This window comes from Pararhodobacter zhoushanensis, from assembly GCF_025949695.1.
Classification (GTDB): domain Bacteria; phylum Pseudomonadota; class Alphaproteobacteria; order Rhodobacterales; family Rhodobacteraceae; genus Pararhodobacter; species Pararhodobacter zhoushanensis_A.
The window spans coordinates 2,508,538-2,523,015 of the sequence record NZ_JAPDFL010000001.1 but is presented as its reverse complement, the minus strand read 5'-3'; the positions used below and the strand labels follow the sequence as shown (position 1 = coordinate 2,523,015).

Here is a 14,478-nt window from a genome sequence, read left to right as displayed (position 1 = left end):
TACGCGTCTTCAGGGATGCCGTGAGCGTCAGCGCAGAGGAAGTCCGACGCGCACCCTGACCCGCTGTCTGCCCGAGCCGTGTCAGTCCTGTTCGCGTTTATGCCCGTCCAGATCGCGCCGCGCCTTGTCGGCCCGCGCCGCCTCAAGCGAGGCCTGCGCCTTGCTCACCCCGTGCTTGGCAGCGGAAACGGCACCCTGCGCCCTGCCCTCGTCGCGTGCGGCCTGTTTGCGCCGGGTGCGCAGGTTGATCACCTTGGCCATTACAGGCTCGCAGCGCGGAACGTGTCGCATTGCGCCGGATCGCCCGCGCGGTAGCCAGCGAAGAACCAGTTCTGGCGCTGCTCGGACGTACCATGCGTGAAGCTGTCGGGCACCACGCGGCCCCCTGATGCCTGCTGCAACGCGTCGTCACCGATGCGCGCGGCGGTGGCCAGCGCCTGACGGATGTCGGCCTCGGTCACCGCCAGCCGGTCGGCGGCACCATGCGCCCAGACCCCGGCGTAGCAATCGGCCTGCAGCTCGATCCGCACGGACAATGCGTTCGACTCGCGTTCGCTGGCGCGTTCGCGCTGGGCGTTCACCTGTCCCAGAATGCCGGTCAGGTTTTGGACGTGATGCGCGACCTCATGGGCGATGACATAGGCATTGGCGAACTCGCCGCCCGCGTTCAGCTGCTGCTCCATGACGCGGAAAAAGTCGGTGTCCAGATACACCTTGCGGTCACCGGGACAATAGAACGGCCCCATCGCCGATTGCGCCATGCCACAGGCCGAGGCGGTGCCGCCTTGATATAGCACCAGCGTGGTGGGCGTATAGCGCTGGCCCGAGCTTTGGAAGATCCCCGTCCAGACCTGTTCGGTCTCGGCCAGAATGGTGGCGACAAAGGCTTCCTGATCGTCGTCGATGGTGTTCGGCCCGCTTTGCTGCGGCGCGCTGGCGACCGGGCCACTGCCCGAACCGCCGACAAGGCCTGACACATCCACACCGAAATAAGCGCCGATCAGCAGGACGATGATCGTGGCACCGATGCCCAGCCCACCGCCGCGCCGACCGCCACCGCCACCGATGCGGATGCCCGGCAACCCGCCCGAGCGGCGCCCACCGCCTGAGCGGCGGCGGTCTTCGATGTTGCTGCTGGTTCTCTTGCCGCGCCATTGCATGTTCGGTTTCTCCACCCTGCGGGGGTCATGTTGCCGCAGCCCCGGTGAATGTCAAACGCCGGGACAGGCCTTGCGGTTCCTGCGCATGCAAAAGGGCGGCCGCACGGACCGCCCTTCCCTGTCTTTCGCGTCAGATCAGCCCTTCGGGCCGATCATATCCTCGGGCCGGACGATCCGGTCGAAGGTTTCGGCGTCGACGAAGCCCAGAGCGATGGCTTCCTCTTTCAGCGTCGTGCCGTTCTTATGCGCGGTCTTGGCGACTTTGGTGGCGTTGTCGTAGCCGATGGTCGGGGCCAGCGCCGTGACCAGCATCAGCGATTCCTTCATCAGCTTGTCGATGCGCGCGATGTTGGCCTGCGTGCCCACCACCATGTTGTCGGTGAAGGCCGATGCCGAGTCGCCCAAGAGCTGCATGGATTGCAGCACGTTATAGCTCATCATCGGGTTATAGACGTTGAGCTCGAAATGACCCTGCGACCCGGCAAAACCCACCGCCGCGTCATTGCCCATGACATGCGCGCAGACCATGGTCAGCGCCTCGGCCTGCGTCGGGTTGACCTTGCCCGGCATGATCGACGAGCCGGGCTCGTTTTCCGGCAGGATCAGCTCGCCCAGACCCGAGCGCGGGCCGGAGCCCAGCAGGCGCATGTCGTTGGCGATCTTGAACAGCGAGGCGGCGACGGTTTTCAGCGCGCCCGAGAACATGACCATGGCGTCATGCGCGGCCAGCGCCTCGAACTTGTTGGGGGCGGTGACGAAGGGCAGATCGGTGATTTGCGCCATGTTCCGGGCGACCATCTCGGCCCAGCCCTTTTGCGTGTTCAGCCCGGTGCCGACCGCCGTGCCGCCCTGCGCCAGCTCGTAGATGTCACCAAGGCAGGACTCGACCCGCTCGATGCCCTTCTTAACCTGATGGGTGTAGCCGCCGAATTCCTGACCCAGCGTCAGAGGGGTCGCATCCTGCGTGTGGGTGCGGCCGATCTTGATGATATCCTTGAACTCTTCCGACTTGGCAGCCAGCGCATCGTGCAGTTTGCGCAGCCCCGGCAGCAGCACATCGCGCGCCTGCATGGCGATGGCGACATGCATCGCGGTCGGGAAGGTGTCGTTCGAGGACTGCCCCATGTTGCAATGGTCATTGGGGTGGACGGGCTTTTTCGAGCCCATCTCGCCGCCCAGCATCTCGATCGCGCGGTTCGAGATCACCTCATTGGCGTTCATGTTCGACTGGGTGCCCGAACCGGTCTGCCAGACCACCAGCGGGAAGTTGTCGTCGAACTTGCCGTCGATCACTTCGCCGGCGGCTTCGATGATGGTGTCGGCGATGCGGGCGTCCATCGTGCCCAGCTCTTTGTTGGCCATCGCGCAGGCCTTTTTCACCACGCCAAGCGCGCGGATGATCGGCACCGGCTGACGCTCCCAGCCGATGGGAAAGTTCAGGATCGAGCGCTGGGTCTGCGCGCCCCAGTATTTGTCGGCGGGAACTTCCAGCGGACCGAAGCTGTCGGTCTCGGTGCGGGTGGCGGTCATGGCGGCACTCTCCTGCATGGGTTTGCGCCCTCTTAGCCAGAGCGCGCGGGAAAATCAATCGGCATACCTTTGTATGCAAACCACTGAAACGTCTCGGCTGCTTCTTGCCGTCAAGTCCCCTTTGATCACCATGTGTTGAGACTGCATCACAGTTGGGGCGGCCCTGTTGCCTGAATCGACGGATTGTTGCAACGTGGCAAAAATAGGCCCTGCCCGGTGCGGGGAAACTCGATTTTCAGGAGCAATACATTGACAACGACAGACTTCCTGGCCCGCCTGGGCGCTGCTGCAACCGTTGCGGCGCTGGGCTTGGGGGCCACGATTCTGCCTGCTGGCGCCGACACCATGGCCCCCTGGTATGCCCCCGCCGCGACCCGCGCCGCGCAATTTGCCGATTTCCGCGAAGATTACCGTCGCAGCGTCGTTGAATTTCAGCCGTTCCGCGCTGAACTGACCGGCATCGGGGCGGATGGCACGCCCTTGCGGCTGACCTCGCTCAATCCGTATGTGAACGCGTGGTTCGTGCTGGAAACCGGCGAGGGGCGCAGCGCGCGCGCATGGCATCTGGAGAACGCAGCGCCAGAGCTGTTCACCGTCTCGCTGGGCGCGGACGGGCGCTCGCTGGTCATCGAGAGCGAAGCGGGCACCGTGAGCTGTGCGCCGTGGGAGGGCGATCTGGAAAGCGCGCGCGACAGCGGGCTGCCCTATTCGCCGATCTGCGAGCAACGGATGTTTTTGCGCAACCGCGGCTCGGGCAGCCGCACCACGCGTGAGGCAGTGACCGAATTCCTGCGCGATTACGTGCCCTTCGGCGAAAGCCTGATCAACGTGATCAAGGACACGCTGTATGAAGACGCCTATCTCACCACCGCGCAGACCATGGACGAGGCCGAAGCGGGCTCGGTGGTCAACGCGCTGGGTCAGGCCGATTTGCGCGCGCATCCGGTGATGCGCTCGAACCTGCGGGTCGATCTGGTCGGTGCCGACAGCACGCAAATGGAGGCAGGCGCCTGGTATGCCGTGCAGAACGCGCCGGGCATTTACGCCAGCACCGTGCAGCCCGGCATGGTGAGCCAGGAGGTGATGGCGGTGCCCGGGGCGAACGGGATGGACGGGGTCGAGAACCGCTCGGACGTGCATATGTGGGCCTTCGACATGTCGCGCTTCGATCTGCGCTACGAGATCGGCACCTCGCACCCCGAGGTTGACTGGTCGCCCCGCCCTTCCGGCGCAGGCCGCGACTATAACCTGCCGGGGCCCGATGGCTTTGGCACGGTCGAACCGCTGCAGATGACCGGGATGATGAACCCGGTGTTCATGGACCGTCTGGCGGGGATCTTCGCCGGGGGCTTCAAGCGCGACCATGGTGCGTGGCGGCTGACGGATTACGCCTATACCAACCACGGCCACCATTACGGCTTTGTGGTCAACGGGGTGGTGCTGTCGCGGCTGCAGCCGGGTCTGGCAACGCTCTATGTGCTGCAGGACGGCACGGTCCACATGGACATCTGGTCCGAACAGCTGGACTTCATGCTGCCCCATATCCGCTTTGCCCGCCAGAACGGCACGCCGCTGGTCGAGCGTAACGCTGACGGCGTGGGCGTGCCGGGCAGTCAGGTGCGCAGCTGGATGGGCGGCAACTGGTCAGGCAGCGCCGAGGCGCAGCTGCGCACCCTGCGCTCGGGCGTGTGCATGCGCACGGTCGATGACCGGCAGTTCCTGATCTATGCGGTGTTCATGTCGGCGACACCCTCGGCGATGACGCGGGTGTTTCAGGCCTATCACTGCGACATGGCGATGCTGCTCGACATGAACTCGCTCGACCTGACCTATTCGGCGATCTATCCGCGCCTGCCGGGGTCCGAAGAGTTTTCGATCGTGCACCTGGACCGCCGCATGGCCGAAAGCGACTCGCGCCACCGCGATGGCACACCGATGGGCCGCTTCATCGAGTTTTCCGACAACCGCGACTTCTTTTATCTGCTCCGCCGCTGAGAGGGGACACTTTCATGAAACCGCTGGTTAAACTGGCACTGGTTCTGGGTCTTGCCCTGACGCCGGTGACGTCTCAGGCGCAAAGCCTGGCGCAGAATAACGAAACGATGTTCGCCGAGATGCGTGAATGGCGCGGGCTCTCCGGCGCCACGATCGAGCGCATCCGCGCGATCTTTGCGCAGTCCAACATCATGGGTCAGGGCAACCCGGCCGTGACCCGCCATCCGATGACGCCGGAACAGGCAGCACAGCGCCAAGGCGGCAGTGTCGACTCGGTGCGCCGCGCCTATCGCAACGCGCGGTTTGAGCGGATCTGCGGGCATCCCTATGAAGTGCCGCTCTACAACCCCGAAACCGAGACGCCCGAAGACGCAAGCGTCTGCGCGTTCATGTTCGAATATCCCAACGTGCCGCTGGCCTACCCGGTGACCTGGGTGCGCGCGGATCAGGTGGTGGCCCTTTGCGCCGCCGAGGGCGCACGCATCGGCGATGCGCATGAATGGGAAGGAGCTGCCGCCGGCCAGCTCCTGCCGCCGGACTACCAGTTCCAGCTGGGCAGCCAACAGGCGATGCGCGCGTGGCACAACCGGCATTACGCCAACCAGTCGAACCAGTTTTCGATCGGCCAGTGGCGCTCGGGCGTCTGCGCGACGGGCAGTTCCAAGACGCCGGGCTGCAATGGCGGGTCGTTTTCGGGCTGCGGGTCGAACACCTATCCGGCGGGCAGCTTCCCGCAATGCCACTCGCCGCTGGGGGTCTATGACATCGACGGCAATGCGGCAGAACACATGAACCTGCCGCTGGCGCCGGATCAGATGGCCTCGCGCGGGTCGACCTCGCTGGGCGTGACCGAGATGAAGGGCTCGTGGTTCATCTGGGATCAGGTCCGCGCGCATGAACACTGGGCCCGCTGGCGCGCGCCCTTCTGGCACGGCACGCGCGTGCTGTCGCGCTCGAGCCATGCGAATTATCACCTCGGCTTCCGCTGCTTCCGCGACATACGGTGAGCCAGGAACTGCGGCGCTCGGGGGCATCGAGCCCCCTCGCGCCGCGTGGGCTGCCGCCCAAACCTGCTTAAAGGGGGGCGCACGCGCCCCCTTTAAAATCCCCCCGTGGATGCTTTCAGACAGAAAATGAAACAGGGTTAACGAAGTCTTATCATCTGTCCTTAAATATCCTGGGGGGTGAATTGGCCGCAGGCCAAGAGGGGGGCAAGGCCCCCCTGCCCGGTCGCCCGAGGGCGCGGCGGCGACAGCCGTCTCGGCCGAGGGCGAAACCGCGCCTACGCCCCGTGGCTGCGGTCGTAGCCATTGGGCTCCGGCGGCGTCCAGCCGGCCAGCGCCTGCGGCGGCGTCGCGAAGACGTCGACCAACAGCGGATGACACGACGCGGCATCCGAAGAATGCTCGGCCCCGCAATCGCCGCCCGGGCAGGCCGAAAGCACCCCCAGCAGATCGATCTCGGCAAAGAATTCCAGATAATCCCCGGGACGCACCGGGCTGGCTTTCATGAAATACTGCCCGGTATCTGCCGTAAACCCCGTGCACATGAAGACGTTGAGCACATCATGCACCAGCGCTTCCGCGTCCTGGACGCCCTCGGCGGCCAGTGCCCGGGTCAGGTTCGAATGGCAGCAATGGTGATACTGATCGCCCCCCGACAGCTGCCAATGCGTGTAGGGATCGCAGCGCGAACCGATCACGTCATGCACCCTGCCGCCGAAGTCATCGACGCCGTACCAGCCCAATGTATCCGCGACCAGCGTTGCCATCGGGCGCAGGAAGGGAAAGCCGGACCACATCCTGTCGCCGACGTTCAGGTGGGTGCCATGCAGAGCGCGGGTTTTGCCTGAGTAGAAACGCTCATGCGGGTTGGTGGCGTTGAACAGGTTCAGATCGCCCACCTGCGGCCCGCCGGTGCAGGTGATGCGAAAGAACCCGCCGGCCGGAACCCGGAACGCCGCCCCGTCGCGGGCCGGCACATGGCAGTGCGAAATCGGGCGGGCCAGCGCGCGCGCCTGCGCATACAGGTCCAGCGGCGGCTGCGCTAACGCCTGCGTCGGGTAGCAGATCACCGGTGCAACCGCGCGGCGTGCCGCAGCATCGGCCGGGACATCGGCCGGTGCCGGGGGTGCTGCGTGGGGTGGCGGTGGGGCTGTCATGCGGACCTCGGGCTTGCTGCGCCAGCGTGGCTGTTGTGAGGCCTTTACGCAAGAGTCACAGAAACAGGCAAATTCAAGATGTAAGCTGCCGGAGACCCTGCTATGCTCGTTTAACGTGTTCGCCTTTGGAAAAGTACCCGATGGACGATGGTTCTCGGCAATCGAGCCCTTCTCACCGCTCTCCTGACACTGCCCAAGAGCTGGTCATTGACGCTCTGGGGCAGCTTTTGCGTAGCAGTCCGGGCGACCTCGATGCAACAATCACCCAGATCTTGCAGCGCCTTTGCGTGATGGCGCGTGCCGATTGCGGCGTGTTGTACCAGCCCCAAGGCACCGGCTGGTGCGCCAGTCACGGCCCGCTGCAGGACGGCGCTGTCGTGCCGCTGGAGTGTCTGGTGCGTGACCCTGACGCCTTTGCGGCGGGCGAAGCCATGGCCTTGCAGGACGTTGGCTCTCTGCCGGCAGGGCCTTTGCGCACGGCGCTTGAGGTGCGTGGCATTCGCTCGTCGGTGGTCATTCCGATGCTGCAAGACGCTACGTTGAGCGGGCTGATTGCGCTCGACTATATCCAGCAGCCCAGCTGTGGCTCGACGCGCGACTTGTGGCTGATCCAGTCGCTGGCCGATGGCATTCTGGCCGCTTTGGGTCGGCGGCGGACGGAATGCGAGCTTCAGGCGTCGCGCAGCGAGCAGGCCTCGACGCTGGAGCGGCTGCGCGCGACCCTCGCGGCGACGCCGGAACTGGTGCTCGAGATGGATGCCGACGGCACCTGCATCGACTTTCACTGCGGCTCGCCCGAGCTTCTGGCGGTTTCGCCCTCGTCGACACTGGGGCAGGCACTGGAGGACAGTGTTCCTGCCGCCGTCGCCAAATTGCAGCGCGACGCGATGGCGCGGGCGCGGGTCGAAGGGACCGCAGCGGTGCCCCGCTATTCGATCGACCATGCCGACAAGACGCGCTGGTATGACACGATCATTTCGCACCGGACCAAGGGCAGCGGCCAGTACGGTTACGTGTTCCGCATCCGCGACGTCACCGAAGATCATCAGCGTGAAGCCGAGAACGCGATGCTGATCGAAATCTCGCGCAGCATGACCAATCTTGTCATGGTGCTGGACGAGGATCTCAATGTCATCTGGGCCAATCCGGCGATGGAGAAGCGTTCGGGTTGGGCACTGGAGGAGTTGCGCGGCGGTTCGGTGTCGACCTTCCTTGATCCTCTGGCGGACGAGGCGACCATGGACCGCATCCGCGATGCGATGCGGGCGCGTGTCACCTACACCACCGATTTGCTGCGCCACGACCGCAAGGGCGCGCCCTATTGGGTGGATGTCACCGTCCAGCCGATGCAGGACCGTGAGGGGATGCCGCAGGGCTTCCTGATCATCGAGAACGATATCACCGCGCTCAAGCGCCATGAGGCCGATCTCGAGCGCACCATCGCGCAGGGGCGGCAATCTCATGACCGGCTGCACGCTGCCATTGAATCGCTGCAGGACGGGTTTTCGTATTACGATGCCGACGACCGGCTCGTGCTGTGCAATGAGCGCTATCGCCAATCGACGCCGCGCACCGCCGCCATGCTCAAACCCGGCGTGCGTTTTGAAGACGTGGTCCGGGCTGGGCTGAATCACGGAGAGTTCCCCGATGCGGTCGGCGACGAAGACGCGTGGCTGGCCGAGCGGATGGAAAAGCACCGCTTGCCCTATAACCGCATGGAGTTGCTGCTCAAAGACGGACGCTATGTCCGTGTGTTCGAACGCCAGACGCCCGAAGGCGGGCGCGTCAGTCTGCGGGTCGATGTCACGGCGATGAAGGAAGCCGAGCAGCGGATGAACGACATCATTGTCGGCGCCGGTGTCGGAACCTGGGATCTGGATCTGCTGCGCAGCGAGACCACCATCAACGAGCATTGGCGCTCGATGCTGGGATGGAGCGGCCCGTTCGATCATGTGCTGACCCGTGAGAACTGGGTTGCGCCGTTCCACCCTGACGACAACGACATGATGCGCGAACACCTGCGCGCGGTGATCAACGGCACCCGCGACGCGGTCGAGCTGGAGGTTCGCCTGCGCCACGCCAACGGCCATTGGGTGCATGTGCTGGTCCGTGGACGCATCAGCGCGCGCGACCATGAAGGCAACCCGCTGCGCATCAGCGGGCTGGGTTTCGACATGACCGGCCGCCGCCATGCCGAAGAGCGGTTGCGGGCAATTCTGGAGTCGTCCTCGGTTGCGACATGGCAGCTTGATTGCGAAACCGGTCGCGTCCTCATCGACGAGCAATACGCCGCGATGATCGGCTATCATCTGGACGAATTGGTGCCCTGGACGCGCGACAAGTTCGATGCGCTGGTCCATCCCGACGACCTGCCCCAGCTGCGCAGCGGCGTCTCCAAGATCTACGGGGCGGACACCGCCAATGTCGGTCACGAATTCCGCATCCGTCACCGCGACGGGCGCTGGGTCTGGGTCATGTCGCACATACGGGTGCAGCGCTGGACATCGCCGGGGGTGCCCGCCGAAGAGACCGGCATCCATATCGACATCACCGAGCGCAAGATGCGCGAGGCTGCGCTGGCCGATGCCAAACTGCGGCTGGAAGAGGCGCTGGAAGCGCGGCGCGAATCCGAGCAGCGCTATTCCGATATTGCCGAGGCCAGCGATGAATGGTTCTGGGAGGTCGCGCCGGGCCGCAAGATCACCCATCTGACCGCCGGGTTCGAGCGGACGACGGGCATTCCGGTCGACCGCATTCTCAACCGCGGGCTGGACGAGCTGGGGGTCACGCCCGGTTCGGACAGTGCCTTGGGCGATTGGGAGCGGCTGGCGCGCAATGTCATGGCGCGTGACAAACTGACCGATTTCGTGTTTCGCCTGCGCCCCGGCCGCAATGCCGATGCTATCTGGCTGCGCATCAGCGGCGCGCCCTTCTACAACGCTGCGGGCCAGTATGCGGGCTATCGCGGTGTCGGCACCAATGTCAGCGCGCTGATCGCCGCCACCGAAAAGGCCGAAGCCGCGAGCCACGCCAAATCGCGCTTCCTGGCCAACATGAGCCACGAGTTGCGCACCCCGCTGACCGGCGTGCTGGGCATGGCCGAGCTTCTGGGCGAAACCGAGGTCGCGCCCTATCAGCGTGACATGATCAACACCATTCGTGATTCCGGCGAAGGGCTGCTGGCGATCCTCAACGACATCCTCGATCTGGCGAAGATCGAAGCGGGCAAGATGATGATCGAGCATCAACCCTTCAGCCCCACCGAGCTGCTGGGCCGGGTCCGCGCGCTGTTCCTGCCCCGGGCCGAGGCCGGGGGGCTGGCGCTGCGGATCCATGTCGACCCCGACTGCCAGGCACCGCGCATGGGCGATGCCAACCGACTGTTGCAGGTGCTCAACAATCTGGTCGGCAACGCGCTGAAATTCACCGAATCCGGCAGCATTGACGTCAGTGTCCGGCCTGATCCGATTGCGAAGGATTCGCTGCGCTTCGAAGTGCGCGACACCGGCATCGGCATGTCGCCCGAGCAGACGGCCAAAGTGTTCGAGGAATTCGAGCAGGCCGAAACCTCGACCGCACGACGCTATGGCGGCACCGGGCTGGGCTTGTCGATCACGCGCAAGCTGGCGGTGCTGATGGGCGGCTCGATCACGCTGGACAGTGTGGCGGGTCAGGGCACGCATCTGGTGATGACGGTCCCTGCCCCGCGGCTCTCGGACGATGACAAGGCGGGCGCCGTTCTGCATGTCGGCGGTGTCGGCATGGCGGGTGGTGCCAGTCAGCAACCCGGCATCGACTTTACCGGGATGCGCATGCTTGTCGCCGATGACAACCACACCAACCGCCGCATTCTGGAATCCATGCTGGGGGCTTTGGGCATCAGCGTCACGCTGGCCGAAGACGGTCAGGATGCCTGCGACAAGTTCCTGCCGGGCGCCTTTGATGTGATCCTGCTCGACATCTCGATGCCCGGTCTGGACGGCACCGGTGCGCTGGCGGCGATCCGCATGCGCGAGGCCGAGGCCGGGATCGTGCCGGTTCCGGCGCTGGCCGTGACCGCCAATGCGATGCAGCACCAGATCGACGAATATCTGGCTGCGGGCTTTACCGGGCACGTCGCCAAGCCCTTCCGCCGCGAAACGCTGACGCGGGCACTGACACTGGCGGTCGCGGGCTGACACGCGCCCCCTTTTCTTTGTCCGCGTCCGGCCCTAAGCGGGTTTCAGGGCAGCGGAGGCGCGCATGGCAATCTTGCTTGGGGTCGATACGGGCGGAACCTATACCGACGCCGTTCTTCTAGACGACAGCGCGCAGGCGATCCGCGCGCATGCCAAGGCGCTGACCTCGCGCCCGGATCTGGCGCAGGGCATCGGTGGCGCGATTGACGCGGTGCTGGCGCAGGCCGCCGATATCGTCCCCGCCGATGTGGCGATGGTGGCGCTGTCCACCACGCTGGCCACCAATGCGCTGGTCGAGGGCCAAGGCGCAAGGGCCGCGCTGGTGCTGATCGGTTTCGATGGCGGCGACCGTGCCCGCGCCGGGCTGACCGAGGCCTTGGGCGACGATCCCCTCATTGCGCTGGCCGGTGGCCATACCCACGCCGGCGGCGAAGCCGAGCCGCTGGATCTGGCCGCGCTGGAACAGGCACTCTCCGCGCTGCCCAAAGGCATCAGCGCCATCGCCGTCGCCGCCCAGTTCGCCACCCGCAACCCCGCACACGAGATCGCGGCCCGCGCCCTGATCCGCGCCCGGACCGGCCTGCCCGTGACCTGCTCGCATGAGCTGAGTGCCGGGTTGAACGGCCCCAAACGCGCGCTGACCGCGCTGTTGAACGCGCGGCTGGTGGCGATGATCGACCGGCTGATTGCCAGTTGCGAGGGGCATCTGACCCGGCTGGGCATCACCGCGCCGCTGATGGTGGTGCGCGGTGACGGCGCGCTGGTCTCGGCCGCGCTGGTGCGTGAGCGGCCCATCGAGACGATCCTCAGCGGCCCGGCGGCATCCATCGCCGGGGCGGCGTGGCTGACCGGGCTGAAGGATGCGCTGGTCTCGGACATCGGCGGCACCACCACCGATGTGTGCCTGCTGCGCGACGGCAAGCCGTCCATTGACCCGCAGGGCGCGCGCGTCGGCGGCTGGCGCACGATGGTCGAAGCCGTGGCGATGCGCACCACGGGTCTGGGCGGCGACAGCGCCGTGCAGATCCGCGAGGGGTTGGAGGGGGGCTGACCCTCGGCCCCCGGCGCGTGATGCCGCTGTCGCTGGCCGCCGTGCAGCACCCGGATCTGGTGCACCGGATGCTGGATGAAGCTTTGGGCCGCGATCCGTCACCCGAGGAAACATGGCGGCTCGCGCTCCCCCTGTTCACTGCCCTGCCCGCGGGCCTTTCTGCCCGCGATGCCGCGGTGGCCGAACGGCTGCTTGACGGTCCGCAGCGGGTGTCTGCGCTGATCCGCACCCGCCTTGAGGGCCCGGCGTTGATGCGGCTGGTACAGGCCGGACATGTGATGCTGGCCGGGCCGACCCCGTCGGACGCCGCGCATGTGCTGGGCCGGCAAAGCGGCTGGGACGGTGCTGCAGCGCACAAGGCACTGACCCTGCTGGCCCGGCGCCGCACCGGCAATGGCGAGCGGCTGGCGGCGGATGCGGCAGCGATGGCGCAGCAGATCGTCGATCAGCTGACCCGGCAGACCGTCGAGTGCCTGCTGGAAGCCGCCTTCGCCGAAGATCCCCGCGACTGGTCGCTGCCGCCTGAAACCCTTGCCCGCCACCCGCTGACCGAGGCCGCGCTGACCCGCGCACCCAGCCTTGTTCGGCTTGAGGCACGGCTGGGCGTGCCGGTGATCGGCTTGGGCGCCTCGGCGGGTTGCTATTACGGCGCGGTGGGCGAGCGGCTGGGCTGCGACATGGTCGTGCCGGAGTTTGCCGGTGTCGCCAATGCGTTGGGCGCTGTGGTCGGTCAGGTCTCGATGCATGCCGAAGGTCAGGTGACCGTGCCCGGACCCGGCGCGTTCCTTGCCCATCTGTCGGACGGCCCTGCCCGCTTCACCACCGTCGAGGCCGCTGTCGAGGCGCTGACAGGCGATCTGACGGCCCAATCGCGAACCCGTGCCCAAGCCGCCGGCGTCCCCGATCCCCGCGTGCAAACCACCCGCGAGGACATCGGCGCCGAGATCGAAGGCCAGCCCCTGCTAGTCGAGATCCGCCTGCGCGTCACCGCTTCGGGCCGCCCGCGCATTGCGACAGGGTGATCTTGCAGACCGCGCGCTGCCCGGCTAAGAGGCGTAGAACGGAAGTGTGGCCGAGTGGTTTAAGGCTCTAGTCTTGAAAACTAGCGTACGGGGAACCGTACCGTGGGTTCGAATCCCACCGCTTCCGCCACTTCGGTTTAAGATCGCGAACGCCGATATCCCGCCTTTCGCAGCTACCAGCGTCCGCAACAGGGTGTTCCGGGATCCCATGATGCGAGCCGCGGCTTCGACGCGCTGCGCTAAAGCCCGTCCGTGGTCCCGCCAATATCCAGGAATTTTGCGCGCCCCCCTTCCCCGTGCGCAGAACGCTTGCAGCCCAAACGGCCATGATACGGCCCATGCCAACCCACGCCCGCGCTGAGCGGGCTGATGTCAAAAGGCGTGGTTTGCCGGGATGAGAAGACCGACTGGGGGTGGAGGCCGCATTGACTGGCAGCGTCATCGCCCATCCCGCCGCTTCCGACGGCCGATGTCGGCGCAACGGCGTGTCGGGTTCCGCCATCTTTCCTTTCCGGTCAGAACCTGCAGAGTAACGGCGGGTCGGTTGAGCGTCTGAACTGACCGCTTGCGAAAGGAACACAGCATGAAGATCACCGGATTCACGACAGACACAGGCATCCAGATCGGCCGTATCGAGGGTGACATGATCGTGCCACTGGGACCGATCGCAGGCTTTTGGGACGATCCCGCCAAGGCCACCGAAAGCGCAGCGCCCGTCCCTTTGTCCGCCGTCACCCTGTGTCCGGCGATCCCGCGCACCGGCAAGGTCATCTGCATCGGGCTGAATTACCGCGCGCATGCCGAGGAAGCGGGCATGGCGATCCCGACCACGCCCGTCGTCTTCAGCCGCTGGACCGAGACCCTGGTCGCGGATGGCGAGCCGTCGCCGGTGTCTGGCGCTGCCTATGACTGGGAGGCCGAACTGGGCGTGGTGATCGGGCGCAAGACCAGGGCAGCCGATGCCGCCTCGGCGCTGGAGTCCGTGTTTGGCTATTGCACGTTCAACGATCTGAGCAACCGCGCCTTGCAGCTGGAAACCGCGCAATGGACGCTGGGCAAGAATATCGACCGCTCGGGCCCGGTGGGTGCTATCGTCAGTGCGGACGAGGCGGGCAACCCCGCCGAGGGCTGGCAGGTGATCTGCGACGTGAACGGGGAACGGGTGCAAAGCGGAAATACCGCCGATTTCATCTTTACCGTGCCCGAGATCATCGCCTGTGTCTCGCGCCAGATGACGCTGAACCCCGGCGATCTGATCATCACCGGCACGCCTGCCGGGGTCGGCATGGGGATGAAACCGCAGCGCTACCTCAAACCCGGCGACGTGGTGCGGGTCGAGGTTCAGGGGCTGGGGGCCGTCACCACGCCGATCACCGCCTGA

The 14,478-nt window shown here is 65.8% G+C and carries 8 protein-coding genes, 1 tRNA gene and 1 pseudogene; 6 read left to right on the top strand and 4 right to left on the bottom strand.

Features of this window, described 5'->3' with window-relative positions:
* Positions 1-81 precede the first annotated feature (81 nt).
* From OKW52_RS12675 to fumC, 3 genes are all read right to left on the bottom strand, one after another.
* On the bottom strand, positions 82-261 hold the full coding sequence (locus OKW52_RS12675) for a DUF4169 family protein (RefSeq protein ID WP_264506035.1): 180 nt from the start codon (positions 259-261) through the stop codon (positions 82-84).
* Positions 261-1,160, bottom strand: coding sequence for a KPN_02809 family neutral zinc metallopeptidase (ypfJ, locus tag OKW52_RS12670; protein WP_264506034.1), 900 nt, complete (start codon positions 1,158-1,160; stop codon positions 261-263). Before ypfJ ends, OKW52_RS12675 begins: the two co-directional genes overlap by 1 nt.
* 135 nt (positions 1,161-1,295) lie before the next feature.
* Positions 1,296-2,690, bottom strand: a complete 1,395-nt coding sequence (fumC, locus tag OKW52_RS12665) for a class II fumarate hydratase (RefSeq protein WP_264506033.1) — start codon at positions 2,688-2,690, stop codon at positions 1,296-1,298.
* Between the two features lie 249 nt (positions 2,691-2,939).
* On the opposite strand from fumC, the gene OKW52_RS12660 reads away from it, so the two are divergent.
* Both OKW52_RS12660 and OKW52_RS12655 read left to right on the top strand, forming a co-directional pair.
* Positions 2,940-4,685, top strand: a complete 1,746-nt coding sequence (locus tag OKW52_RS12660; RefSeq protein WP_264506032.1) for a hypothetical protein — start codon at positions 2,940-2,942, stop codon at positions 4,683-4,685.
* A 14-nt stretch (positions 4,686-4,699) separates the two neighbouring features.
* Positions 4,700-5,692 carry an SUMF1/EgtB/PvdO family nonheme iron enzyme gene (locus OKW52_RS12655; RefSeq protein WP_264506031.1) on the top strand — a complete coding sequence of 331 codons (993 nt, stop codon included), beginning with the start codon at positions 4,700-4,702 and terminating at the stop codon, positions 5,690-5,692.
* Positions 5,693-5,967: 275 nt separating this feature from the next.
* Here the strand turns inward: OKW52_RS12655 and OKW52_RS12650 are convergent, their stop codons facing one another.
* The gene (locus OKW52_RS12650; RefSeq protein WP_264506030.1) at positions 5,968-6,846 is read right to left on the bottom strand and encodes an urea carboxylase-associated family protein; all 879 of its coding nucleotides are present in this window, start codon (positions 6,844-6,846) and stop codon (positions 5,968-5,970) included.
* A 140-nt stretch (positions 6,847-6,986) separates the two neighbouring features.
* On the opposite strand from OKW52_RS12650, the gene OKW52_RS12645 reads away from it, so the two are divergent.
* The 4 genes and pseudogenes from OKW52_RS12645 to OKW52_RS12630 all read left to right on the top strand — a co-directional run bounded on the left by OKW52_RS12645 (position 6,987) and on the right by OKW52_RS12630 (position 14,478).
* Entirely contained in the window at positions 6,987-11,024 is a 4,038-nt protein-coding gene (locus tag OKW52_RS12645; RefSeq protein ID WP_264506029.1) for a PAS domain S-box protein, read from the top strand.
* 64 nt (positions 11,025-11,088) lie between these two features.
* A pseudogene (locus tag OKW52_RS12640) lies at positions 11,089-13,097 on the top strand (hydantoinase/oxoprolinase N-terminal domain-containing protein).
* A gap of 40 nt (positions 13,098-13,137) precedes the next feature.
* Positions 13,138-13,227 (top strand) — tRNA-Ser (locus OKW52_RS12635).
* A gap of 453 nt (positions 13,228-13,680) precedes the next feature.
* Positions 13,681-14,478: a fumarylacetoacetate hydrolase family protein gene (locus OKW52_RS12630; RefSeq protein WP_264506028.1), complete on the top strand. Its 798-nt coding sequence runs from the start codon at positions 13,681-13,683 to the stop codon at positions 14,476-14,478.

Coding starts and splice junctions, on each gene's coding strand:
- OKW52_RS12675 (WP_264506035.1), bottom strand. CDS start 261: ATGGCCAAGGTGATCAACCTGCGCACCCGGCGCAAACAGGCCGCACGC.
- ypfJ (WP_264506034.1), bottom strand. CDS start 1,160: ATGCAATGGCGCGGCAAGAGAACCAGCAGCAACATCGAAGACCGCCGC.
- fumC (WP_264506033.1), bottom strand. CDS start 2,690: ATGACCGCCACCCGCACCGAGACCGACAGCTTCGGTCCGCTGGAAGTT.
- OKW52_RS12655 (WP_264506031.1), top strand. CDS start 4,700: ATGAAACCGCTGGTTAAACTGGCACTGGTTCTGGGTCTTGCCCTGACG.
- OKW52_RS12650 (WP_264506030.1), bottom strand. CDS start 6,846: ATGACAGCCCCACCGCCACCCCACGCAGCACCCCCGGCACCGGCCGAT.
- OKW52_RS12645 (WP_264506029.1), top strand. CDS start 6,987: ATGGACGATGGTTCTCGGCAATCGAGCCCTTCTCACCGCTCTCCTGAC.
- OKW52_RS12630 (WP_264506028.1), top strand. CDS start 13,681: ATGAAGATCACCGGATTCACGACAGACACAGGCATCCAGATCGGCCGT.